Source organism: Corallococcus sp. CA041A (genome assembly GCF_003612075.1).
Taxonomy (GTDB): domain Bacteria; phylum Myxococcota; class Myxococcia; order Myxococcales; family Myxococcaceae; genus Corallococcus; species Corallococcus exiguus.
In genome coordinates this window covers 14,341-37,216 of record NZ_RAWF01000071.1, presented here as the reverse complement: position 1 = coordinate 37,216, position 22,876 = coordinate 14,341, and the positions used below count along the sequence as shown (strand labels likewise).

General features: G+C 70.5%; 20 protein-coding genes. 11 read left to right on the top strand and 9 right to left on the bottom strand.

From position 1 onward, the window contains the following. Positions 1-774, bottom strand: a 774-nt coding sequence (locus D7V77_RS15165; RefSeq protein WP_120576999.1) for a 2Fe-2S iron-sulfur cluster binding domain-containing protein, incomplete at its 3' end; no start/stop codon positions are given. 22 nt (positions 775-796) lie between these two features. Then, positions 797-1,162, bottom strand: a complete 366-nt coding sequence (locus D7V77_RS15160) for a group 1 truncated hemoglobin (RefSeq protein WP_120576998.1) — start codon at positions 1,160-1,162, stop codon at positions 797-799. Positions 1,163-1,600: 438 nt separating this feature from the next. Here D7V77_RS15160 and D7V77_RS15155 point away from each other — a divergent pair, with 438 nt between their 5' ends. From D7V77_RS15155 to D7V77_RS15140, 4 genes are all read left to right on the top strand, one after another. Continuing rightward, entirely contained in the window at positions 1,601-1,930 is a 330-nt protein-coding gene (locus D7V77_RS15155; RefSeq protein ID WP_120576997.1) for a hypothetical protein, read from the top strand. Between the two features lie 134 nt (positions 1,931-2,064). After that, the gene (locus tag D7V77_RS15150) at positions 2,065-2,334 is read left to right on the top strand and encodes a GlsB/YeaQ/YmgE family stress response membrane protein (protein ID WP_120576996.1); all 270 of its coding nucleotides are present in this window, start codon (positions 2,065-2,067) and stop codon (positions 2,332-2,334) included. A gap of 283 nt (positions 2,335-2,617) precedes the next feature. Then, positions 2,618-3,694 carry a hypothetical protein gene (locus D7V77_RS15145; RefSeq protein WP_120576995.1) on the top strand — a complete coding sequence of 359 codons (1,077 nt, stop codon included), beginning with the start codon at positions 2,618-2,620 and terminating at the stop codon, positions 3,692-3,694. 25 nt (positions 3,695-3,719) lie between these two features. Beyond that, positions 3,720-4,988 carry a hypothetical protein gene (locus D7V77_RS15140; protein ID WP_120576994.1) on the top strand — a complete coding sequence of 423 codons (1,269 nt, stop codon included), beginning with the start codon at positions 3,720-3,722 and terminating at the stop codon, positions 4,986-4,988. 50 nt (positions 4,989-5,038) lie between these two features. Here the strand turns inward: D7V77_RS15140 and D7V77_RS15135 are convergent, their stop codons facing one another. From D7V77_RS15135 to D7V77_RS15120, 4 genes are all read right to left on the bottom strand, one after another. Further along, positions 5,039-5,971 carry a hypothetical protein gene (locus D7V77_RS15135; protein WP_120576993.1) on the bottom strand — a complete coding sequence of 311 codons (933 nt, stop codon included), beginning with the start codon at positions 5,969-5,971 and terminating at the stop codon, positions 5,039-5,041. A gap of 55 nt (positions 5,972-6,026) precedes the next feature. Next, entirely contained in the window at positions 6,027-7,370 is a 1,344-nt protein-coding gene (locus tag D7V77_RS15130; protein ID WP_233596999.1) for a sigma 54-interacting transcriptional regulator, read from the bottom strand. A gap of 54 nt (positions 7,371-7,424) precedes the next feature. Then, a complete protein-coding gene (locus D7V77_RS15125) occupies positions 7,425-10,241 on the bottom strand; it encodes a protein kinase (RefSeq protein WP_120576992.1) in 2,817 nt (938 codons plus the stop codon). Positions 10,242-10,592: 351 nt separating this feature from the next. Next, positions 10,593-11,369: an RNA ligase family protein gene (locus D7V77_RS15120; protein ID WP_120576991.1), complete on the bottom strand. Its 777-nt coding sequence runs from the start codon at positions 11,367-11,369 to the stop codon at positions 10,593-10,595. A gap of 102 nt (positions 11,370-11,471) precedes the next feature. On the opposite strand from D7V77_RS15120, the gene D7V77_RS15115 reads away from it, so the two are divergent. Further along, a complete protein-coding gene (locus tag D7V77_RS15115) occupies positions 11,472-11,807 on the top strand; it encodes a hypothetical protein (protein ID WP_120576990.1) in 336 nt (111 codons plus the stop codon). A 4-nt stretch (positions 11,808-11,811) separates the two neighbouring features. Next, entirely contained in the window at positions 11,812-12,339 is a 528-nt protein-coding gene (locus D7V77_RS15110; protein WP_120576989.1) for a hypothetical protein, read from the top strand. Positions 12,340-12,624: 285 nt separating this feature from the next. Here D7V77_RS15110 and D7V77_RS15105 read toward each other — a convergent pair whose 3' ends face one another. After that, a complete protein-coding gene (locus D7V77_RS15105; RefSeq protein ID WP_120576988.1) occupies positions 12,625-13,452 on the bottom strand; it encodes a RimK family alpha-L-glutamate ligase in 828 nt (275 codons plus the stop codon). 155 nt (positions 13,453-13,607) lie between these two features. Here D7V77_RS15105 and D7V77_RS15100 point away from each other — a divergent pair, with 155 nt between their 5' ends. Together D7V77_RS15100 and D7V77_RS15095 are read left to right on the top strand one after the other, a co-directional pair. Further along, entirely contained in the window at positions 13,608-15,911 is a 2,304-nt protein-coding gene (locus D7V77_RS15100) for a thioredoxin family protein (protein ID WP_120576987.1), read from the top strand. Between the two features lie 2 nt (positions 15,912-15,913). After that, the gene (locus tag D7V77_RS15095) at positions 15,914-17,401 is read left to right on the top strand and encodes an FHA domain-containing protein (RefSeq protein ID WP_120576986.1); all 1,488 of its coding nucleotides are present in this window, start codon (positions 15,914-15,916) and stop codon (positions 17,399-17,401) included. 5 nt (positions 17,402-17,406) lie between these two features. On the opposite strand, the gene D7V77_RS15090 is transcribed toward D7V77_RS15095, so the two are convergent. Continuing rightward, on the bottom strand, positions 17,407-18,756 hold the full coding sequence (locus D7V77_RS15090; RefSeq protein ID WP_233596998.1) for an MFS transporter: 1,350 nt from the start codon (positions 18,754-18,756) through the stop codon (positions 17,407-17,409). 244 nt (positions 18,757-19,000) lie between these two features. Between D7V77_RS15090 and D7V77_RS15085 the strand changes: the two genes are divergently transcribed. Together D7V77_RS15085 and D7V77_RS15080 are read left to right on the top strand one after the other, a co-directional pair. Next, on the top strand, positions 19,001-20,236 hold the full coding sequence (locus D7V77_RS15085) for an acetyl-CoA C-acetyltransferase (protein ID WP_120576985.1): 1,236 nt from the start codon (positions 19,001-19,003) through the stop codon (positions 20,234-20,236). Positions 20,237-20,410: 174 nt separating this feature from the next. Then, complete coding sequence (locus D7V77_RS15080; protein WP_120576984.1) at positions 20,411-21,712, top strand: MgtC/SapB family protein; 1,302 nt, start codon at positions 20,411-20,413, stop codon at positions 21,710-21,712. Between the two features lie 9 nt (positions 21,713-21,721). Here D7V77_RS15080 and D7V77_RS15075 read toward each other — a convergent pair whose 3' ends face one another. Then, a complete protein-coding gene (locus D7V77_RS15075; RefSeq protein WP_233596997.1) occupies positions 21,722-22,321 on the bottom strand; it encodes a TetR/AcrR family transcriptional regulator in 600 nt (199 codons plus the stop codon). Positions 22,322-22,406: 85 nt separating this feature from the next. On the opposite strand from D7V77_RS15075, the gene D7V77_RS15070 reads away from it, so the two are divergent. Further along, positions 22,407-22,841 (top strand): tautomerase family protein, encoded by a 435-nt coding sequence (locus tag D7V77_RS15070; RefSeq protein ID WP_120576983.1) that lies wholly within the window; start codon positions 22,407-22,409, stop codon positions 22,839-22,841. Positions 22,842-22,876: the final 35 nt, after the last annotated feature.

The window sequence follows — 22,876 nt, the reverse complement described above, 5'->3', positions numbered from 1 at the left end:
CGCCAGCACGACGGGCCGGTAGTGAACGTTTGGATGGCGCGCCGCCAGCGCCCTCAGCGCGTCCACCAGGTACAGCCCGGCCGGCTCCCTCGCCCCGTGGAACAGGTGGATGGGGCCGGTGTGGCCCGCCTCCAGCGAGTCCCTCAGGATTCCATACAGCGGCGCGAGCCCCGTGCCCGTCCCCGCCAGCAGCAGCGGCGCCTCCGGCTGTCCGGGCACGTAGAAGCAATCCCCAGCCGGCCCCTGCACATCCACCCGGTCGCCATGCCGGACCTCGCGTGCGAACCAACCGCTCATGGCGCCCCCGGGCACGAGCCGCACGTGAAGCTCCAGCCGGCCCTCGCGAGGCAGGCTCGCCAGCGAGTAGCTGCGCGCGAGCCCGTCCGCGCGCACCACCGTGACGTACTGCCCCGCGCGATAGTCGAGTGGCGTCTCCACCTCCAGCCGCACCGCGAACACGTCCTCGCTGAACGACTCCAGCTCCACCACGCGCGCGGGGACGCGCAGCTCCGAAGCTCCCGCCACCTCCAGCGCCGTTCCCTCCTGGGGCCGGCACGTGCACGCGAGGAAGTAGCCGCGCGCCCGCAGCGTGTCCTTGAGCCCCACCTGCGCGGCCTCGGGCACCGCGCCCGAGGTCGCTCGCATCAGGCAGGACTGGCAGGCCCCTGCCCGGCACGCATGCGGCACGCGCACGCCCTGGCGCAGCAGTCCGTCCAGCACCGTCTCTCCGGGCTCCAACGGGTACCACTCGGATTCATGCCGCACCTTCGCCATGACGTGCCTCCTGCAGGTTGCTTCAGCGGTTCAAGACGTCCGCACGCGCCCCTTCGGCGACGGCCATCACCTGGCCCACCAGGTCCGCGGGCACGCCCAGCTCCTCCAGCGTCTCCTTCAGGTGCCCGGCCACCGCGTCGAAGTGCGTCCCGTTCAGCCCGCGGTCCACCAGGTGCTTGTGTCCCGCGCGCATGTCCTTGCCCGAGTAGTTCGCGGGCCCGCCGGTCACCATCGTCAGGAACGCCTTCTGCTTCGCGGCCTGGCGCTCCATGTCCACGTCCTCGAAGAAGTGGCTGATGCGCTCGTCGGCCAGCACCTTCCGGTAGAAGACGTCGACCGCCGCCGCCATCGCCGGCTCTCCGCCAATCTTCTCGTACACGCTCGTCATGACTTCGCTCCCTTTCCGGGCCCACGCCCCGTAAAGATGCATTCAGGATGCATCTTTAAACGGAACGCCGTCAATGCCCCCGGCATCGGGCTAACTTCTGGCGCCTGTGCCATCGCCTCATGCTCGCCGTCGTGTCTGTGTTCGTCCTGGCAGGCTGCGGAACGCCTGCCTGGCGAGTCAGAGCCGTGCCTCGCGAGGAAATCCAGCTGCCTCGCATCGAGCCGTCCGTGGTGTTGGAGTTGCCGCCGCGGGGCTCCGTGGTGCAGGCCACGCTGGGGGACGGCACGCCGCTGTGGGTGGTGCACCGGGCGGACGGCACCGTCTCCGTCTTCTCCGCCCTCATCCCCCGGACGAGCGATGAGGTCTCCGTGGGGCTCACCTATTGGATCCCCAGATGCGGCGCTTCATTGGCGTCTATGTCTGGGATGACCGGGGACCGTGCTGGGCAACCAGGGTTGGGACGCGTGCACGGGCGAGTGTCCCTCCACCGACGACATGCCCGACTCGGCGCGCGACCTGGACGCGTTCCAGGTGGAGCGGCTCGAAGGCGAGTCCGCGCGGATCCGTGTGGGTGCGCCCATCGCCGGCGCATGGCGGCGGATGTCCCGAAGCCCCCTTCCCTCCTGGTCCCAGGAACCGCGCGAGGGCATCACGCCTCTGCTGTCCCTGGGGCAGGCGCTGGCGCTCCCCGAAGGCACCATCGTCAACGTCAGGGGCACCGCGGTGCTCGCCAGCGCGTCGCCGCCCCGCGTGCCCATCTGCAAGTAGGCGGGAGGCTTCAAGTCTGGATTCCACCCGGGCGCCGCCTGCCTGCCTGCCCTGCCGTCGCCCTTGGGGGAGGGGCGAGCGCGGCCGGGAATCATGCCCATGTTTCGCCCATCACCTCGATGGGAGGAAGAGACATGGCGCTGGAAGCAATCCTGTTGTGGGCGGTAATCGGCCTCATCGCTGGATGGCTCGCGTCCGCGGTGGTGGGCGGTGGCTACGGCCTGATTGGCGATATCGTCGTGGGCGTGGTGGGCGCGTTCCTGGGAGGTTTCATCCTCCGGGCGCTCGGCACGGGAGCCCCATTTGGCGGCATCGCGGGCACCATCTTCGTGGCGTTCATCGGAGCAGTGGTGCTGCTGCTGATACTGCGGCTCATCCATTCGAGCACGGCCCGAAGGGTCTGATCCGCACGGCCTGAATCCGCGGCGACTTCTCGCGCGGGGCGCATTGCGTCCCGCGCGAGTCGTGCTTTCGGGCCTGATGACGCCAGACACCAGGGGCCTGACGGCAGTCATCAGGGCGGGGGCCTTCCGCTCCCATGGCAGCGTCCGTCCCCTGAGGAGTTCCAAGGGTTTACCTCGTTGAGAAGCGTGTGGGGCGCATGGCACGCGCCGTGCTCTAGCCCCCCACATCGCTGAACCGGCCGGTGTCCGAAGCCGGCCCATCCAATCTCCGAGGAACACCGCCATGGCGCTCTCCCCCCTGTCGAAGTCGTCCGTTGCCAGCTCCTCCTACTCGCCCCGCACGTCCGCCACGGAGCTCTCCAGCCCGGTGGCGCGCCCCACGGCGGTGACGGCGGACGCGGTGCAGGCCAAGAGCGGCCCGGGTTCGCTCCAGGGGATGTTCCAGGCGGATGGCTTCGACGCGCCGGCGGGCGTGGGCAAGAAGGGCGCGCTCCAGGGCGGCAATCCCATGGAGCAGCTGGCCGAGATGGTCCAGATGCTGAAGCAGCTGGTGGAGATGCTCGGTGGAATGAACGGCGCCGGTGCGCAGCAGGGCGCCGGTGCGCAGCAGGGCGCCGCCGCTCCGGGCATCGAGGGCGCAGCCGGTGCGCAGCAGGGCGGCGTGCCGGACCTGGGTGGCGAGGGCGCGGGCTCCAGCGCGGCCCCTGCTCCTGCCGCGGCGCAGGCGGCCTCCGCCGCGCAGGGCGCCCCGGCCCCGGCGGCCCCCCAGAAGGACGCGGCCGTCGCCGGTCCCCAGTCCGTGGGCGACTCGAGCGCGGCGAAGGGCAAGAACACCATCACCCTCAACAACGACGGCAACAAGCCGATGACGGTGAACTTCACCCCCAACGCGGGCGAGAAGGCCGTCGACTCCGTCACGCTGAAGCCCGGTGAGAGCCGCACGGTGCAGTTCCCGGACAACTGGTCCGGCAACTTCCGCAGCGACAACGGCGACGGCAAGAACGCGACGCTCGGTGAAGTGAAGTTCGACGGCGGGTTCGGGAACACCTACTACGACGTCAGCTACATCGAGGGTCACAACACCTCGATGACCATCCAGCCGGACGGCGGCGGCCGCCTGTCGGGCACGATGGACAACCTGCTCTCCTCCGCGCCTGACTCCGTGAAGGCCAAGGGAGCGGACGGCTCCGCGTACGGCATCAAGAAGAGCACCACGTCCAACGTGCAGGATCCGGAGGTGGTAGACTTCTTCCGCAAGCACGTTGGCGCGGATCAGGGCTACGTCATCCCCACGGACGACGCGAGCACGCTGGGCAGCAAGAACAGCAACCTGGTTGTCCACCTGAAGGACCTGGCCTGATTCCCCTCACCCGAGGCCCCCATCCATGAGCGTCCGCCTTCCGTCTGGTCTTCCCCGCCCGGGCCTGCCCCTGCAGAGCCCCGCGCAGGAGAAGGAGGAGAAGGCGCAGTCCGGTGAAGGCAAGTCATCGGGCAAGGCCACAGGGAAGGGCGGCACCGGAAAGGGAGGCGTCGCCGTCAAGGGCGGCTCCGCGAAGGGCGCCTCCGCCAAGGGAGGCCTCGAGCAGAGCGGCCCCCAGGACGGCATGGACTTCGGCCGCTCGGGCGAGCCGGAGCGCAATGAAGGCGGCGGCGCCAGGGCCCCGCAGCAACAGGCAGGGATGGCGTCCGGCACCTCGCAGGGCGCCGCCAGCCTGGGCACCCTGGAGCAGCCCCCTGCCCTCGCGGCCCAGACCGCGCAGACGGCCCCGGCGCTCCCCCAGCCTCCGCCCATGGCGCAGCAGGTGCCAGTGGCGCCCCAGCTCGAGCGCCGACCCGCCGCTTCCGAATCCTCCCGCGAGCGCACCGCCTCGGACGGCCAGTCGTCGGATGCCGCGAAGCAGGCGATGGAGGGCCGCGCGAAGCTGCGCATCGCCGTCCTCCACCGGCTCCACCGCGGCCTCACGGAGGTGGAGGGGAAGATGAGCGCCTTCCTCGCCAACCCCGGCCGACAGGGCGTCGTCACCCTGCCGGTGGTGCTGAGCGTGAGCACCGTCACCTTCGAGTGGTGGAAGTCCGCGAACGCGGTCCCCGAGGACCGGGCCTACCTGGCCCAGGTCCTGGGCGAGCCCGGCACGGCGGATGACGCCACGCTCCTGGCCACGCTGCGCGCGGAGATTGGTCAGGCCTTCGCGGAGTTCCCGCGCACGCCGCAGGGCGTGGAGGCCCGGAAGCTGTACGACGCCGTCCTCCAGAAGTACGAGGCCGCCCGCATCCAGCCCATCATCGCGGGCCACGACAGCGGCCCCGTGGTGGAGGAGTGCGCGCGGCTGGGCCTGTCCTGCGAGATGGACTTCACCCGCTCCCTGCTCTTGTCGCCGTGGATGCTGGCCACCAGCCAGAGCCCGGAAGAGGGCAACGCGACGCAGGTGATGGTGGCGGGACTCACGCTGCCCCAGCTGGGCGCGCTGGTGGGCCACCTGCGCCAGCTCAACCCGCTGCTCAGCAATCCCCAGCTGCGCGCGCTGCTGCTGCGCGCCTCCACGGACAAGCGGCTGGCGCTGCGCAAGGTGATGGGCCTGCAGGAGGTGGAGCAGGTCCAGGAGCTGGCGCGCCAGCTGCTGCGGCTCCAGGCCGTGCAACACCTCACCGTCTGAAGCCCGCGCGGCGGATGGACTCCAGTCCATCCGCCGTCAGTCTTTACGGCCTATGAGGACTCGCGGCCGAAGTTGGCCATGGCGCGGGAGCCGCCACCGTCCGTGTTGCCCAGCGCGACGGCCTTCTCCCCGCCCTCCTGCGCGGCCTGGGCCTCCGACATGCCCTGGGCGCTTTCGACGATCATCTGCCCGCCGCCCTGGTGCCGGTTCCAGCTGATGTCCACGGAGTCCGCGAGCCTCTGGGCGTCCACCGGAATCTTGGAGCCGGTGCTGGGGTCCTTGAGCAGGTAGCGGCCCTGGTCGTCCTTGCCCTCCACGGAGACCCAGTGCGCGCGGCCCGTCTCCCCCGGCTTCGTCGTGGGGTCCACCAGGCTGGAGTCCACCATCACCGCGCCCTTGGCGCCGCGCGCGAGCGCGTCATCCAGGGCCTTGGTGTCGAGCTTGGACGACGTCTGAGTCACCTTCGTGCCCTGGTTCGCCAGCATGTTGGACAGCTCATGCGGCGACGTGCCCTGGCCCTGCGTGAAGCGCGACTCCAGCGCGGCCATCTTGTCCTTGTCCGACGCGGGCTGCGTCTTGCTGGTGCCAATGTCCTTGCCCAGCATCACCGCCACCGCGGCGCCGCAGTCATTCTGATTGGCCTGCTTGACGACCTCGGGGTCCGTCCCCGCGGCGTCCCAGCCGCCAATCTCCGGAGCCTGGGGCGCGTTCGCGAGCGTCCCCTGGACGCCCAGGTCCTGCGCCGAAGCGCCCGACACCGGCTGGAAGCGGTTCGCCCATGCCTGATTGAGGGCCTGCACCGCCGCGAAGGCGTCCGTGGCCTGCTCCGTCTGCACGGGGGTGGGCGCGCCCTCCACCTGCGAGACGACCTTCTCCTCCGGCAACCCGACCTGCTGCGCGGTCTGCTGCGGCACGGCGGCGGGCTTCACCTCCGCCAGTTGCTGGAAGGTACGGAGGAGATTGGAGGAAAGATTCACGCTCACGGTCGTGCTCCGGGGGGGAGGGGGGATGTCATCCTACCTGTGATGCCGCCCCGTGTTAAGGCTCCCCGGATGGATCCAACCCGTGCTTGCGCAGGAGTTTCCGGAGGTAGACACGGTCGATATCAGCTTCGCGAGAAGCCCTGGAAATGTTGCCTTCGCAGCGCTCGATGAGGTTCTTCAGGTAGTCACGTTCGAACACTTCGATGAGGTGTTCTTTTGCTTCCTTGAAGGGCAGGTCCAGATCCGGACCCTTGCGGCCGTCCGCGCCCTGGGGCGCCTCCAGGTCCGGAAGGGCCTCCTCGCCCAGGTTGACGACCTGTTCCACCACGTTGCGCAGCTCGCGCACGTTGCCGGGCCAGGGGTACTGCATGAGCAGCGCGCGCGTTTGATCCGACAGCGCGCCCGGCTGCCGGCCCATCAGCTTGAGCATGTGGTCGATGAGCAGCGGGATGTCCTCCGGACGCTCGCGCAGCGCGGGCAGCGTCACGCGCAGCACGGCGAGCCGGTGGAAGAGGTCGCGGCGGAACTTCCCCTGCTGGACGGCCTGCTCCAGGTTCACGTGCGAGGCGGCCACCACGCGCACGTTCACCGTGAAGTAGTCGTTGCCGCCCACGCGCTTCACCTGCCGGCGCTCCAGCACACGCAACAGGCGCGGCTGCAGGTCCAGGGGCAGCTCGCCAATCTCGTCCAGGAAGACGGTGCCGTTCTGCGCGCGCTCGAAGGCACCGGCGCGGTCGCCCTGGGCGCCGGTGAAGGAGCCCTTCACGTGGCCGAAGAGCTCGGACTCGATGAGCGTGGAGGGCACGCCCGCCAGGTCCACGATGACGAAGGGGCCCTTGGCGCGCGGGCTCAGCTGGTGGATGGCCTCCGCGCACAGGTCCTTGCCCGTGCCCGTCTCGCCGTGGATGAGCACGTCCGCGCCGCCGGGCGCCAGGCGCTCCAGCACGGTGAAGGCCTCGCGCATCTTGCGGCTTGTGCCCACGAGCGCGCCGAAGCGGTCCCGCGAGGACAGGGGCAGCGAGCGCTCGCGCGTGTCCTCCGGCACCAGCTTCAGCTCGGTGGTGCCCAGGGTGATGACGCTGCCGGGGCGCAGCTCCATGGCGGTGAAGCGCAGGCCCTCCACGAACGAGCCGTTGTGCGAGCCCAGGTCCGTGGCGACGACGTGCTCGGCGTGCACCTCCAGCTTCAGGTGCTGGCGGGAGACGGCCTTGTCGGTGAGGACGATGTCACACGTGGGGGCCTTTCCCACTGTGTACGTCCCCTGTTTGAGCGGGTGGGCCTTGCCGGCTTCCGCGCCGGAAAGCACCCGGAGCACCATCCGCACCTGTCCCGCCCGGCCCCGCTGCAGGGTGGCCGTGGCATCCAGGAGCTCCTCGTCCTCGTCTGGGGGCAGCGACACGGCGGGGGACGGTAGCACGCCCCGCCACGGTCGCCAGCAGCCGTGCGTGACGTCCTACCTGCGCCGGCCGCGAGAAGGCTTGCGGGCAGGTGGACGCGGGGAGTCCCTGGGCAGGGTCTCCAGCCACGAGTCCACCTCGCCCACGCGCTCGTCCATCCCGGACTCGCTGAAGCGCTCGCGGGCGCGGGTGGCCTCGCCCCGGGCCTCCGCCAGCGCCTCCGGAGACTGGCCCGTCTGGTACAGCGCCCGCGCCAGCGCGAAGCCGGACTCCGCCAGCGCATCCGGGGGCGCGGACGCGAAGGACACCGCCAGTTGGAGCGGCGCCACGGAGTCGCGCGCCCGGCCCAGGCCCAGCAGCGCCTGGCCCACGCCGTCGTAGGACGGCTGGAGGCCCTCGTCGCCCTCGGGCAGCAGCTCGCGCTTGAGGGCCACGGCCTGCTCGTAGGTCTTCAGCGCGTCGTCGTAGCGCTTCATCCCCAGCTGGCACATGCCCAGTTCGTCCAGCGCCTCCGCCACCTGCGCGCTCTTCTCGCCGTGCAGGGTCTTGTAGAGGTCCACCACCGCCTGGGCATGCGGCAGGGCGCGCTCGGGTTGGCCGGCGTCTCGCAGGGCCAGGGACACCAGGCCGTGCCGGTTGGCCATGTCCGGATGCACCGGGCCCACCGCCGCCTGGGTCTTCGCGAGCGACGCCTCCAGGAGCGGCACCGCCCCCTTGGCGTCGCCGGTGCCCAGCACCAGCCGGCCCAGGAGGAAGAGCGCCCGCGCGCGCTTGGGGTGCTCGGGTGGCAGCGCCTTGTCGTAGAGGGCGCTCGCCTCCGTCAGCCGCTTGCGGGCCTCCTCCATGTGGCCCTGGGACATGGCGAGGTTGGCCTGGTTCACCTTCACGTCTGCTTCCAGCGCGGGCTCACCGCCCAGCCGCTGGAGGGTGGCCTCCGCCAGCTCGCCCCAGTTCGCCGCCGGGTCGTAGTGCTTCTGGCCGTCCTCCACGTAGAGGAGCTTGTTGAGGATGGCGACCTTCAACCGGTCCGCCCTGCCCGCCTCCGCGTCGAACACGGCGCGCGACAGCAGGCGGGACGCCTCCGGCGACTGGCCCGTCTGTTCCTGGAGCCAGCCCAGGTGGAAGCGCATCTCCGCCTTCAGCGGCAGGTAGCCCGTCTTCTCCACCGGCGCCTCCAGCGCCTTCACCGCGGTGAGCGCCGCCGGGTAGCGGCCCGCGTCCACCTGCGCGCGCACCTCCGCCAGCTGATCCTCCAGCGCTTCAATGGTGCCGCGCAGGGCGGGGTCGGAGGGGCGGCGCTGCTGTTCAGCCAGTCCCTCCACGTCCTCGCACTCGTGCAGCGCGGGCAGCGCATGCACCATGTCCACGGACTTCACCACCATGGCGGCGTCCGCGCTCGCGAGCAGGTCCACCGTGGCGCGCAGGTCCTTGCGGCGGCGCTCCAGGCACACCACCTGCCGGTCCAGCTGCTCCTCCGGCTTCACGCCGCTCACGCGCGCGTCCTCGCACGCCTGGACGCGCTGGTGCTTCCACGCGTCCGCGTACTGCCCCAGCACCTGCACGGCGCGGACGGCCATCCCTTCCGCGAAGGGCTCCCCGGTGGCGCGGAAGGCGGACTCCAGCTTCGCCTTCGCGTCCGGCGTCCACACGGTGTCCATCAGCGCGCCCGCGTCCACGCACACCTGGGACTGCTGCCACGCCACGCCGCCCGCCACCGCGAGCGCGGTGGTCATGGCACCCGCCGCTCCCAGCCAGCGCTTGCGCTGCCCGAGGCGCTGCTCCTGGGAGAGCGCGTCCAGCAGGGCCTGCATGGACGGGAAGCGCGCGTCCACGTCCAGCGCCAGCCCGCGCAGCACCGCCTGCCGCACCCAACCGGGCACCTTCGCGTCGCGCGGGGGCTCGCGGATGAGCACGGGCGGCGGCGCGATGACGGGGATCGCCTTCGCGGGCGCGTTCAGCGACTGCGTGCCGCCCAGGGACTGCGTGCCGGTGGCCTCCTCCAACTCCGCGCTCCGGCTGGCGGACGCGTAGGCCTTGATGCTGCCCGGGTCGAAGGGGCGCGTGCCGTAGAGCGCGCCGTAGAGCGCCGCACAGAAGCTGAACTGGTCCGTGCGCGCGTCCAGCTGCGTGCCCCGGAACTGCTCCGGGGACATGTAGTTGGGCGTGCCCACCAGCAGTCCCGCTTCGGTGAGCGTGGTGTCCAGCATGCGCCGGTCCGAGGACTCCAGGACCTGCGCCTCCTCCGGAGAGACGGGGGCCTCCGGTCCGTCGCCCACCTGCCGCGCCAGGCCGAAGTCCGTCACGTAGACGCGGCCCGCGTGGCTCACCAGCACGTTGGCGGGCTTGAAGTCGCGGTGCACCAGCCCCGCCGAGTGCGCGGCCTGCAGTCCCCTGCCCGCCTGGAGGTAGCGCTCCAGCACTTCCCGCCAGGAAGGCTTCGCCTCCTTCAGCCACGAGCCCAGCGTGCCGCCCTCCACCAGCTCCATGGCGACGAAGACCTGGTCGCCCCACATGCCCACGTCGAAGACGGGGATGACGTTGGGATGGGAGACGCGCGCCATGGCCTGCGCTTCGCGCAAGAGCCGGGACCGCGCCTCTTCGTTGTCCTGGTTGGCGTTCGGGTGCAGCAGCTTCAGGGCAATCTTGCGGTCCAGGTCCGGGTCATAGGCGGCGTACACCACGCCCATGCCGCCCTGCCCCAGCTTGCGCAGCAGCAGGTAGCGGCCCACCTGGGGAACGGGCGGGACGTCCTCCGCGCGGCGCGGACGGGGACCCGTTCCATATCCCGAGCCCCGGCCCGTCCCCGCGCCCGAGCGCACGGAGTCCGAGTTGCCGGTGCCTGTGTTTCGCCTTCCGGTGTCTCTCTTCGTCATGGGCCGTGACCTGATCCGCGAGTCTACCGCCGGCCCTCGCCCGCTCCGAACATCCTTCCGCGACGCGTCAGCCCCGCCCGCCTGCCTGGTGACGGCCGTCATCAGCTCCAGGACCGCAGTCACCAGGGGCCGCCGTCAGCGTGGGACACAAACCCCTGGAATCAGGGAGGGCTCGGCGGGCCGGAGGCTGGCACGCCAGACGCAATGGGTACGGACAACGCGGGCAAGTTCGGGGTGCAGACAGACCTCATCCGCGACAGGCCACATGAATATCGCCGAGCCGCATCGCTACTGAATGCGTGGTTCGGATGGAGGCGGCGGTGAACGGAGACACCGCCGCCTTCTTGCTTTTCAGCGCTTCGCACGCAGCGTGCGCTCGTAGTCCTCGTAACGCAGCTTCGCGATGGTGCGACGGTCGCGGGTGCGAACGACGATGCCCTCCGGGTGCTGCCCTGCCCCGGCATCCAACGCGCACCGGGTCGCGGGCGCGTGCGAGCGCAGCCAGGCGAACGCTCCCTCCAGGTCCTTCGGCATCGCGGCGCCGTCCTCTTCGAGGATGCGCGGCGTGGTCTCCAGGCTGTGCTCGCGGGTGAAGGCCATGAGCGCGTCCTCGGTCACGAAGGGCTGGCCTCCGGATTCGCGCCAGCCGGAGAGCTGTTCCGCGGACCAGGTGAGGGGCGTCTCGTAGTCGGTGAGACGAACCACGTCGAAGACGCGGTAGCCCACGCGCTTCTCGCCCGTGTACTGCTTGCTGTGGGCGGTGACGTTGCCGCCGTACACCTCGCCGAAGACGACGGTGATGCCGCCCGCGTCGAGCCGCTTCTCACGCAGGGCGTCCGCCACCGGGCGCAGGTGCTCCACGATGCCCAGGGCCGGGTTCCCGATGAGGTCACCGCTTGCGTAGAGGAGCTCCTCGCGGCTGCCGAGCAGGTACGTGCCATCCGGCAGGAACACGATGCGCGCGTTGGTGCCGTCCACCTTCTCCGTGCCGACCACGGGCCCGTCGAACGCGATGGTGGGTTCGGCCATCCGGCCCTTGTCTCCCAGCGTGTGGTACGTCGGGATGGACGGGTACTTCGTCAGCGAGTTGAGCGTGCGCAGGTTGGCGGTGCGGATGGAGAAGGTCATGGCGCGGCCTCGGGGTGTGCGGGGCGATGGTAGCAAAGGGCCCCGTCAGGCTCGCGGGACGCCGCCGTCCGCCGGGGCCTGACACACGGGAGGTTCGGACGCATGGGCATGTACGGAGAGGTCCTGGGCATCGGCCCGTTCCGCCGCGAGCTGGTGCCGTTCCTCCAGCAGCCGGAAGCGTGGCATCGGAACACCCGCGACGGGGCCATCATCGTCGTCTCCGTGTTCCTGGCGCCGGAGGGCAGCTCGCGCAGCCGGGAGCTGGCGGGATGCATGGGAGCGGAGGCGTGGGACTTCAACACCCACGCGCTCGACCCATGGCGTGTGGACGTGGAGGCGGTGCGGCGGTTCCTGTACCCCGGCGAGGAGCACCGGCTGGAGTGCTTCCTGCACCTGCGGGACGCGGGTTTCGAGTTCTTCTTCCAACCGAACGGCTAGCCCCATGTCCCCTTCTTTTTCGCTCTCCGCGAAGGACGCGGAGACGGTGCTGGACACCTTCGACCGGGAGGGCCTGATCGAAGCCTTGTTGCTCGTGCGTCAGTGCCTGGACGTGGACCTCTTCGACATCGGCAACGCCGTGGAACCGCTGCTCCGGAACGCGGGCCGTCTCGCCTCGCTTCCGGAGGCGAAGGTGGAGGCGCAGGTGCTTGCCACGGGCGTTTTCCGCCGCGAGTTGGCGGACCACATGGATTACGGCGCCGAGCGGAACACCGACACGCGAGAGGGCACGCGGGTCATCGCGTCGTTCTTCGTCGGCGGGATGGGGGCCTTCCATGCGGAGGTGCTCGCCCGCTGCATGGGCGCGGAGGCGTGGGACTTCAACACGCACGCCCTCGTCCCCGAGCGCATGCGCGTCCAGGACCTGGCCCACCTCTGGATGGATGACGGCCTGCTGACGCGGTTCCACACGCTGAGAGATGCGGGGTTCCGGTTCTATTTCCGGATGCCAACCTGGGGCTCCACCCCCTGAGGCTCACTTCACCGTGAGCACACGCGTGCCGGTGTTCCGCACGCCCTTCCAGTCCGTCACGGTGAGACTCGCGCGGTACGTGCCCCTCGCCGTCCGGGGGAAGGAGGAACTCCCAGGGTGCCAGCCTGTCGGACAGGTTTCCGGCAAGCACGCCCGACGGGCGGCCTCTGCCCGTGGCTTCATCCTTGCTTCCGCGCAGGCACGACTTCGCGCCCCACCGCTCCCCCGTCCGTGGTCCCCCCGGTGCCCGCTCAGGCACACCGTGGCGGCGTCGCCGCGCTCCCCTCAGCGCTGGCGCATCCGGACACGCAGACACTCCGCGACGTCCTCCCGCAGCTCCTCCGGGAAGCCGGACAGGCCTGGCGTGTCATTGCATTCCAGCAGCGTGTAGGCGCCGTCCTTCGCCTGGAGGAAGTCCAGGCCCAGCACGTCCGCGCCCAGATGCCGCATGGCCCGGCGCGTGTGCTCCGCGAGCTCCGGCGGCGGGTCGATGACCTGGTACTTGCGCGTGTCGACGTTGGCCTTCCAACCCGCGCTCGCCCGCGTCATCGCCCACATGCGCTCGCCCACCGCGAGGCAGCGGACGTCGCGCTCGTAGTCAATGAAGGGCTCGACGACCGCGTAGTCGTCCGCGGCGAAGAGGAGGTCCGCGATCTCCGGCCACGCCCCAGCGTCGCGCACCAGCGCCTTGCCCAGCCCCGCGTGGTGATTGCCAACCTTGACGACGAACGGCACGGGCCGCTCCAGCCGGCGCAGCATGTCGTCGCCGAGCGCGGCGTCGAACGGAATGACCGGCAGCCCCGCCTCACGCATCTCCGCCAGCATCGACAACCGGTCGTGACAGCGCGCCAGCACGGACGCCGGGTTGGAGCAGGGCACACCGCTCAGGCGGATGAGCTCCAGCGTCGCGCGGTGCCTGGGGTCCGGGCGGATGGCGCCCACGCGCCAGAGCACGCCGTCCAGCCGTGTCGCGGACTCGCGGTTGACGCACCAGAGGTCGCCACCGCGCAGGACCCAGGAACACTCCTGAAGCCTGCGGAAGACGACCTCGTATTCCGGGAAGTAGCGCTGCCAGTACTGTTCACCGTTGATGACCACGAGGGTGGGCCGCATCCGGTCATCGTTCCATGTCCCGCCCCCTGCTGCTCGCGGACGCACCCTCCGTGCCTGTCCGGGCTGGACGGAAGCCGGACTCCCCGTGACGCGCCGGTTGACGCGCGCCCCCGGCGCCCCTCTTATCTGCCTCTCCCCTTGAGCAGGAGTTCCCGTTGGCAGGCGTACCGGTCGAATTGACCCCGGAGGATTTCGAAGCAGTCACCCAGAAGCCCGGCATGTGCGTCGTGGACTTCTGGGCACCGTGGTGTGAACCCTGCCATGAGTTCGCTCCGGTCTTCTCCGAGGCCGCCGCGCGGTTCCCGGACATCACCTTCGCCCGGCTCGACGCGGAGGCCCACGAAGCCGTGGCCGAGCCGCTGGGCATCGACGCGTACCCCACCCTCGTCGCGTTCAAGGACGGGCTGGAGGTCCGCCGCGTCTCCGAGGCGCTGTCCCCCGAGGCGCTGGACCGGCTGCTGGTCGCGCTGCGAGCCGTGGACGTCTCCGAGGAGGAGCGCCGCAAGACGAACCGCGAGCGGACCGAGGCGGGCGAGCTTCCCACCGGAGTCCCCGAAGGCGCCATCTGGGACGACGGCGACGAGGAGTGGTCCTTCGGCCCGAAGGACGCCAAGGGCCGGCCGCACGGCACGTGGCGGTACTGGCGCGCCGACGGCACCCTCTGCAACGAATGCATCATGGTGCAGGGCAATCCACACGGCCCATTCAGGCGATTCCACGAGGACGGAGCGGTGTCCCAGGAGGGCGCCTTCGAGCAGGGCCAACTCCACGGCCCCCGCACCTGGATTGCCTCCGACGGCTTCACCTCCGAGCGCATGCACGAAGGCGGCGTGAGCGAGCGCGTGCGCAAGACGGTGATGCACTACGACCGCGGCACCGTGCGGCAGGTGGAGCACTTCAACGGCGACGGCCAGCGCGTGGTGCCCTCCACCGGCGAGCCCTACCCCACCCGTCCGGCCCACCTGCCCGAGGACGCGGAGCTGCGCGAGGACCTCAACCAGTGGGCCAAGGTCACGCTCAACGCGGACCGCGAGCGCCACGGCCTCACCCGCTTCTGGGACGCGCAGGGACAGCTGCTCTGGGAGGCCGAGTTCGACAACGGACGGCGGCACGGGCGCTACTGGTCGCGCGCGGAGGACACCTACGCGGACTTCCGCGTCCACTTCGAGGAGGGCCGGGCGGAGGGCGACTTCGCGTGCGGCGAGTGGGCCCTGATGGACGCGCAGCGGGCGGTGGTGCTCAAGCGCGACCTGGGCCTGGCGATGGATGAGCAGACGCTGGCGCGCTCGCCGGTGTTCTCCAACCTCCCCCGGAGCGCGGAAGGCTGGCGCGAGCTGGCGAAGGAGGCCCGCGCGGACCGGCGCTACCGCGAGGCCCTGCTGGCCACGGCACGGGCGTGCGCCACGTCGCTGGACGTCCAGCCGCTGAAGCAAGGCCTGGAGGAGCTGACGCTGCCGCGCACACAGGACTCGGCTCGACAGGTCGCGGACAGCGTGGTGGGGAATGCGGGACAGGCGTGGGCCCCCATGGCGGACGCGCTCATGCGCGGCGGTGAGGCGGCCACGCTGCTGCGGGGCTACGCGGTGCTGCTGGACCAGACGGACCGGCCTCGCGCGGCGCTGGACTTCCTGCACGCGGCGATGCTGCTCGCGCCGGAGCGCAAGGCGTACCTGTTCACGCGCGGCCTCATCCTGTTGAACCTGGGCGTGGCGGATCAGGTGCAGAAGGACGCGGAGGGGCTCGCGGAAGCGGAGCCGGACACCGCCCGGTTCCTGGCCACGTACGCGCGGGCGTTGTTCCCCCGGTTCGACTTCTGGGCGGGACAGGAGCCTCCGAGCTGCACCTACGACAGCCTGCCGGAGAAGCCCGCACAGTCCCTGGAGGCCATCCAGCAGTTGGTGCGCAAGTACGCCACGCGGCTCCAGGCGATTCGCGGCGCGCTGCTCCAGCGGTACAAGCCCGGCGCGGCGGTGTCCTGGCTGCCGCCGGACCTGTCGGGCCTGCTGGGTGATGGGCCCGTGGAGCTGAAGCAGGAAGAGATGGAGTTGGGCGAGGACGAGCAGGTGGAGATCGACGAGACGCTCAACCTGGAGATGGGGTTCGCGGACCTGACGCTGATGCTGCGCGGGGACTGGAGCGCGCTGTCGTGGCTGCTGTGGTCGTGCGGCGAGACGACGTTCAAGATGCCCACGCGCATCGCGCCGCCGGCGGGTTACGGACAGGCCGCGGGACAGGCCTCGCAGCGACTGTGGCAGAGCCGGGACCGCAAGTTCCGGGGCAATTCCAGCGCGACGAAGCCCGGCCAGGGATTCCTCTTCGAAGGCGTGGCGCTGGGCGACCTGCACCCGAACCTGGTGTCCATCGCGGAGCGGCAGTACGCGGAGACGCAAGCGATGTTCTATTGGCTCAATGACCCGGACAATGTCTCTCCGTGGCAGAGCAATCTGAGGGGCAGCTAGGCATGAATCGGATTCGTGAAACCATCGAGGTCGCGGAGCCCCTGTGGCGGGCGCTGGAGCAGATGAGCCACGACCTGGGCGTGGACCGGAATGCCCTGGTCGCGCAGGCGCTGTTCATGCTCGCGAGACAGAACGGGTACGTGGCGCCCACGCCCGTGGCGCTCGGGGCGACGGACGCGGGTGAGCCCGTGCGGGCTCCGGCGGCCCGTGCCCCTGAGCCCGTGGTGCGTGTGGCGGAGCGCCCCGTGGCTGTTGCTGTCCCCGCGGCTGTCGCTGTCCCCGCGGCTGCCGTCGTCCCAGCGGCTGTTGCTGTCCCTGCGGCTGCCGTCGTCCCCGCGAAGGAGACCATGGCCGCCGCTCCTGCCGCGGCAGCGGTGTCCGAACCCGTGAAGGCACAGTCCTCCGTGGACGAGGCCGCTCACGCGCGGGCGCGCATGCAGGAGGTCCTCGCGGCGGTGGATGCGGTCTCGCAGCCCCGAGACGTGCCGGTGGCGTCCGACGAGGAGGATGATGAGGACGAGGAGGAAGAATCCGACTCCGATGAGGACTCAGACGACGAGGAGTCCGACGAAGAAGCGGCTGACGAATCCTCGGATGACGAGGAGTCCGACGACGAATCTTCGGATGACGAGGAGTCCGACGACGAATCTTCGGATGACGAGGAGTCCGAGGAAGAGGACTCGGACGACGAGGAGCCTGACGACGACGCGGCTGACGAATCCTCGGACGACGAGAGCGCATCCGAGGCGGCGGCCGCCGCGGGCTCGGACGACGATGACGAGTCGCAGTCCTCCGAGGACGACGACGCATCCGCGGCCGACATCGCAGCGGCGATCGGCTCCGAGGAACGCCCCGGCACCGACGAGGACGACGACTCCGAGCCCGAAGAGGCCAAGACGGGAGAGGAGGCCACGGGCTCCGAGAAAGACGACGCGGACGATGAGGCCGCCGCACAAGCAGCCGCATCCGGCGAAGATGCCGAGCAGGCCGACGCGCCCGCCGAGGACGAAGAGCAGGACTCGGGCTCCAACGAATCCGAGGAGCAGGACCTGCCCTTCGTGGCGCCTCCGGCCGCGAAGGCCCCCGCCGCCCGCAAGCAGGGCCGTGTGCTCCGTCCCTCCGAGCCCGAGGACGCCGCGCCCCCGGAGTCCAACCGGGGCCGCAAGCCCGCCCCCGCCGCACGGGCCCCCGCGCGCATGGACCTGTTCGTGCGGCTGAGCCCGGATGGCCCCGCCACGCGGGTGGACGTGGAGCGCTTCACGCTGGGACGCGGCCCGCAGTGCAGCCTCGTCGTGAAGTCCGGCAGGGTCTCCCGCGAGCACGCCATCGTCGTGCGCGATGGCGCTGACTACTTCATCGAGGACCTGGGCTCGTCCAACGGGACCTGGATCAACCACCAGCGCATCAAGCGCCAGAAGATCGCGGACGGGGACACCTTCAACCTGGGGACCGAAGCCGTGTACTTCTCCCTCCAGCCTTCCGAGGACTGACGCGCTCAGGCCTCCCGCGAAGGATTGCGGATGCCCAGGGCGGAGGTGACTCCGCCCAGCACCAGCAGCACGGCGGAGACGAGCATCGCCCGGTGGAAGCCCGCGACGTCCAGTCGCGGGCCCACGATGAGCCCCGCGAACGCGATGGCGATGAGCCCCGCGACCCGGGCGATGGCGTTGTTGATGGCCGAGCCGATGCCCGCCTGCGCCTTGTGCACGGAGCCGAGCACCGCCGCCGTCAACGGCGCCACCGTCGTCGTCAGCCCCAGCCCGAACACCAGCACGCCCGGCAGCATCTGCGTCCAGAAGTCCAGCGGCGTGCCGACGCGAAGCATGAGCAGGAACCCGGCGCCCGCGACACACGGCCCCACCGCCATGAACAGGCGCGGCCCGAACCGGCCCGCGAGCCCACCGAACGTCGACGACAGCAGCAACATGATGATCGTCGTCGGCAGCAGCACCAGCCCCGCCATCGTCGCGCGAAAGCCTCCCACCTGCTGGAGGAACAGCGTGATGAGGAACTGGCTCAGCGCCAGCGCTCCGTAGATGAACGTCGTGGCCAGGTTGCCCACCCAGAAGTTCCGCACTCGGAAGAGGCCCAGGGGCATCATCGGGTGTGGCGACCGCCGCTCCTGCCAGAGGAACGCGATGAACGCCGGCACGCCCACGCCCAACGACGCCAGCACCGTGGGATGCGTCCAGCCCACCGTCCCCTGCTCAATCAGCGCATAGACGGGACCGCCCAATCCCACGCACGCGAGCACGGCCCCCAACACGTCGATGCGCGCGCCTTCCGGGCGGGTGGGCTCCTCCATGCGCGCGAGCAGCGCCAGCGTCAGCCCGATGGGCAGCACGTTGATGGCGAAGATCCAACGCCAGCCCACCGTGTCCACCAGCAGTCCCCCCACCAGCGGGCCCGCGATGAACGCCCCGCCCGTCCAGCCGGTCCACGCGCCAATGGCCTTCGCCTGCTCGGGGCCGGAGAAGAAGGACAGGATGAGCGCCAGCGAGCCCGGCACCAGGAGCGCGCCCGTGGCCCCCTGCAACGCACGCGCGAGGATGAGCACCGCGCCCGTCGGAGCCACCGCGCACAGGAGCGATGTGGCCCCGAAGCCCAACAGCCCCAACCGCAGGATGCGCTTGCGCCCGAACACATCCGACAGTGAGCCCGCGGCCAGCATCAGCGAGCCCAGCGTGATGAGGTAGGCATCCACCACCCACTGCTGGAGGCTGAGCCCACCGCCCAGGTCCCGCACCATCGCGGGCAGCGCGACGTTGATGATCGCCCCGTCCAGGAACGTGACGAGCGAGGCGAGCACGGCGATTCCCAGGACCAGCCGCTGTGGAGGCGTCAAGGTATCCGCCGACTCCCCAAGGTGTGCCGCACGCGCCCGGGGAGGTCGGGACGCTCATGGCCTTGTAGCGAGCCTCCTGCCGCGCTGTCTGCCCCGGTCGCCGTGGACTTCCAGCTCATCAACACTGCCGCCCCTGGCGTCCAGGGCTCCAGAAGTTGCACGCCCCCCGTGGGCTCCCACCCCAGGTCGCCTTGACTTACAAATTACGCCGATAATATTACATTCGAAATCAAAGGAGCCGCACATGACCGCCAGCTACATCATCGACGCCGTCCGGACCCCGCGTGGGCGCGGGAAGATGGGCAAGGGGGCCCTGACCGGACTGCATCCTCAGGAGCTGCTCGCCCAGACGCTCAACGCGCTCCAGCGGCGCGGCGGCTGGGATGCTCGGGAGGTGGGCGACGTCATCGCGGGGTGCGTGTCGCAGGTGAATGAGCAGGGCGCGAACATCGCTCGCAACGCGGTGCTCGCGGCGGGGTGGCCGCAGGAGGTGTCCGCCGTGTCGCTCAACCGCTTCTGCGGCTCCGGGCTCCAGGCGGTGAACTTCGGCGCCATGGGTGTCGCCTCCGGTGCCATGGACTTCGTGGTGACGGGCGGCGTGGAGAGCATGTCGCACCTGTCGCTGGGCGCGGACGGCGGCGGCCAGGACGGCGGCAACGTGCGGCTGCGCGAGCGCGTCTACCAGGTGCCCCAGGGCATCAGCGCGGACCTCATCGCGACGCTGGAGGGCATCACCCGCGAGGACGTGGACGCGTGGGCCCTGCGCTCGCAGCGACAGGCGGCCCGCGCCATCGAGGAGAACCGCTTCGCCAAGGCCCTCTTCGCCGTGAAGGACCCGGCCACCGGCGCCGTGATGCTGGAGCGCGACGAGTACCCTCGCCCGGACACCACCGCGCAGGGCCTGGCCGCGCTCAAGCCCGCGTTCGTCGCCATGGGCGGGACGGCCGTGGGCCCGAACGGCGAGACGCTGGATGGCATCGCGCTTGCCGCGTATCCGCGAGCGAAGCGCATCCAGCACGTGCACACCGCGGGCAACTCCAGCGGCATCGTGGACGGGGCCGCCGTGGTGGCGTTGGCGTCCGAGCGCTACGTGAAGGAGAAGGGGCTCAAGCCCCGCGCCCGCATCCGCGCCATGGCGACGCTGGGCACCGAGCCGCTCCTCATGCTCACCGCCCCCGCCCCTGTGAGCGAGAAGGCCCTGCGCATGGCCGGGATGAAGGCCGGCGACATCGACCTGTGGGAAATCAATGAGGCCTTCGCCGCCGTGGTCCTCCAGACGACGCGCGCGCTGGGCATCGACCCGGACCGGGTGAACGTCAACGGCGGCTCCATCGCGCTGGGCCACCCGCTGGGCGCCACGGGCGCGATGCTCCTGGGCACCGCCCTGGATGAGCTGGAGCGAACGGGCAAGCAGACGGCGCTCATCACCATGTGCATCGGTGGCGGCCAGGGCATCGCCACCATCATCGAGCGCATCTAGCGCCTGGCGTCCGGCAGGCGGCCGCCCCCTCGCGAGCACCTCGCGTGCTCGCCGGGCGGATGCGTTGACAGGAACCATCGTCTCCGACATTAGGAAGGGTCGCTCCCGCAGGCACCGGGGCGCGCGGTCCAGTCGTCTTCGCTGGCCGTGAGGCCTGAGAGACTGGAGCGCCCCATGGATGCACCCGCAGAGCTGCCCCCCCTCATTGCCCAGGCGTCGCAATGGCCCATGGCGCCCGTGATGACCCGGGTGGGGCTGGCCATCGCCATTGGCCTCTTCATTGGCCTGGAGCGAGAGCACAGCCGCAAGACGGGCGTGCGCACGTTCGCGCTCACCGCGCTGATGGGCTGTCTGGGCGGGCTCACCGGTCAGTCCTTCGCGTTGGTGTCCGCGGGCTTCGTCACGCTGCTGGTGCTGCTGATGAACGTCCGGGAGCTGATGCTCCACCAGCGCCTGGCGCTCACCACGTCCACCGCCCTGATGGTGGTGGCCTTCTGCGGCATCCTGTGCGGCATGGGCCACACGTTCACGCCCATCGTCGTGGGCGTGCTGACGACGGCGCTGCTCGCATGGAAGCAGTCCATCGTGGGCTTCGTGGGCGGATTGTCGGACAAGGAGCTGCGCTCCGCCGTCCTGCTCGCGGTGCTGACGTTCGTCGTGTTCCCCGTGCTGCCCGCGCATCCGGTGGACCCATGGGGCCTCATCGAGCCCCAGTCCAACTGGGCCAGCGTCATCATCATCGCGGCGGTGGGCTTCGTGAACTACATGCTCATGAAGACGCTGGGGCCCAAGGGCATGGAGGTCACCGCGTTCTTCGGCGGGCTGGTGAACAGCCGCAAGGTCATCGTGGAGCTGGCCACGCGCCTGAAGGAGGTGGGCGCGCCGCTGCTTCCTTCCGCCTACCGGGGCATCCTCCTGGCCACCGTCGCGATGCTGCTGCGCAATGGCCTCATCGTCATCATCTTCGCCTCGCAGGCCGCCGTGCACTGCGCCATCCCGTTCACGTTCATGCTGCTGGTGAGCGCGGTGCTGTGGCGCCGCTCTCCCGTGCAGGCGTCCACGGAGGGCACGCCCCGCCTGGCGCTGGAGTCGCCCTTCCGCCTGATGGCGGCCCTCAAGTTCGGCGGCGTGTTCCTGGCGCTCAACGTCGCGGGCGCGCTGGCGCAGCGCAACTTCGGGTCCGGGAGCTTCTACTTCGTCAGCATCCTGGGGGGCTTCCTGTCGAGCGCGTCGTCCATCGCCTCGGCCGCCACGCTCATCAGCCACAACGAGATTTCCGCGGTCACGGGCGTCAACGGCGTCATCCTCTCCAGCCTCACCAGCATCGTGGTGAACATCCCGCTCATCCGGAGCATGGCGAAGGAGGCGTCCTTCCGGCGCCGCGTGTCCACCGCCCTGCTGGCCGTGGCGGTGGTGGGGCTGGTGGGCGTGGGGCTCAACCTGATGGTCTTCGAGACCCTCCTCCACCACACCTGAGGCCGGGCGTCAGGCGTCCACGAAGGACACCAGCGCGTCGCGGATGGCGTCGAACGGCGCGATGTCTCGGCGGGCGCGGCAGAGGATCAACGCGCCCTCCACCGAGGCCAGGATGAGGGACGCCGCGCTGGCCGCCTTCGCCTTCGGCAATCCCGCCGTGGCGAGCCGCGCCTCCAGCTCGCGCTCCCAGGAAATGAAGACCTTCGCCGCGCGCGCGCCCAGCTCCGGGTGCGCGAGCCGCTCGTTCGCCACCGCCGCGATGGCGCAGCCCGCCTGACAGTCGGTCTTCACCAGCACCTTGCGCCAGGCCTCGAAGAAGCGCTGCACCACCTGCGCCGGGGTCGCGCCCTCACCTTCTCGCAATGCCGTGAGCACGCGCTCTCCCACCAGCGCGATGGCCTCCGCCGCGAGCGCGTCCTTCCCATCCGGGAAGTGGTGGTAGATGGAACCCCGGGGCGCACCACTGCGCTCGATGACCTCCGAGAACGACGTGCCCGCCAGGCCCCGCTCGCTGAGGAGCGCGGCGGCCGCGTACACCATCCGCTCCCGCGGGGTCCTTTCGGACGCGACCGCAGCCGCCTCCTCCTGCTTCTTCGTTCGCCGGGCCATCGGTCCCCATTGACTATGACGAGCGTCTTAATTAGTTCTGGGGCACGACTATGACAACCGTCATAGTGAACAAGGACCCCCGCCCATGCCGATGATCGACATCACCGCTTCCGACGGACTCTTCTCCCCCGCGAACGAGGCCGTGCTGCTGAAGCGGGCGACGGACTGCCTCCTCCAATGGGAGAAGGTGTCGGGCATCCCCTACGCGGTCGCGAACACCGGCGCGTTCCTGAGCGTGTTGCCGCGGAGGCGGACCACGTCCGGCGGCAAGGGTGCGGGCGTGGTCCGCATCCAGGTGCTCACGCCCGCGAAGTCGCTGAGCCAGGAGCAGCGCTCGGGCATCGCCGCGGGCCTCACCGACATCGTGCACGAGCTGGCCGACGACGCGGACATCCGCGAGCGCACCTGGGTGCTGTTCCACGAAGCCGTGGACGGCGGCTGGGGCATCGCGGGGAAGGCGTTCACCAACGCGGACCTCGTGGACGCGGTCCGCGCGAGCGCCATCGCCTCCCGCCGCTGAAGGCCCCCGCTGGGTCCACTTCAGCGGGAGCCTCC

Excerpts from the sequence above, each read along its gene's own strand:
- D7V77_RS15160 (WP_120576998.1), bottom strand. The coding sequence starts at position 1,162 with ATGACGAGCGTGTACGAGAAGATTGGCGGAGAGCCGGCGATGGCGGCG.
- D7V77_RS15150 (WP_120576996.1), top strand. The coding sequence starts at position 2,065 with ATGGCGCTGGAAGCAATCCTGTTGTGGGCGGTAATCGGCCTCATCGCT.
- D7V77_RS15145 (WP_120576995.1), top strand. The coding sequence starts at position 2,618 with ATGGCGCTCTCCCCCCTGTCGAAGTCGTCCGTTGCCAGCTCCTCCTAC.
- D7V77_RS15140 (WP_120576994.1), top strand. The coding sequence starts at position 3,720 with ATGAGCGTCCGCCTTCCGTCTGGTCTTCCCCGCCCGGGCCTGCCCCTG.
- D7V77_RS15125 (WP_120576992.1), bottom strand. The coding sequence starts at position 10,241 with ATGACGAAGAGAGACACCGGAAGGCGAAACACAGGCACCGGCAACTCG.
- D7V77_RS15120 (WP_120576991.1), bottom strand. The coding sequence starts at position 11,369 with ATGACCTTCTCCATCCGCACCGCCAACCTGCGCACGCTCAACTCGCTG.
- D7V77_RS15115 (WP_120576990.1), top strand. The coding sequence starts at position 11,472 with ATGGGCATGTACGGAGAGGTCCTGGGCATCGGCCCGTTCCGCCGCGAG.
- D7V77_RS15110 (WP_120576989.1), top strand. The coding sequence starts at position 11,812 with ATGTCCCCTTCTTTTTCGCTCTCCGCGAAGGACGCGGAGACGGTGCTG.
- D7V77_RS15105 (WP_120576988.1), bottom strand. The coding sequence starts at position 13,452 with ATGCGGCCCACCCTCGTGGTCATCAACGGTGAACAGTACTGGCAGCGC.
- D7V77_RS15095 (WP_120576986.1), top strand. The coding sequence starts at position 15,914 with ATGAATCGGATTCGTGAAACCATCGAGGTCGCGGAGCCCCTGTGGCGG.
- D7V77_RS15085 (WP_120576985.1), top strand. The coding sequence starts at position 19,001 with ATGACCGCCAGCTACATCATCGACGCCGTCCGGACCCCGCGTGGGCGC.
- D7V77_RS15080 (WP_120576984.1), top strand. The coding sequence starts at position 20,411 with ATGGATGCACCCGCAGAGCTGCCCCCCCTCATTGCCCAGGCGTCGCAA.
- D7V77_RS15075 (WP_233596997.1), bottom strand. The coding sequence starts at position 22,321 with ATGGCCCGGCGAACGAAGAAGCAGGAGGAGGCGGCTGCGGTCGCGTCC.
- D7V77_RS15070 (WP_120576983.1), top strand. The coding sequence starts at position 22,407 with ATGCCGATGATCGACATCACCGCTTCCGACGGACTCTTCTCCCCCGCG.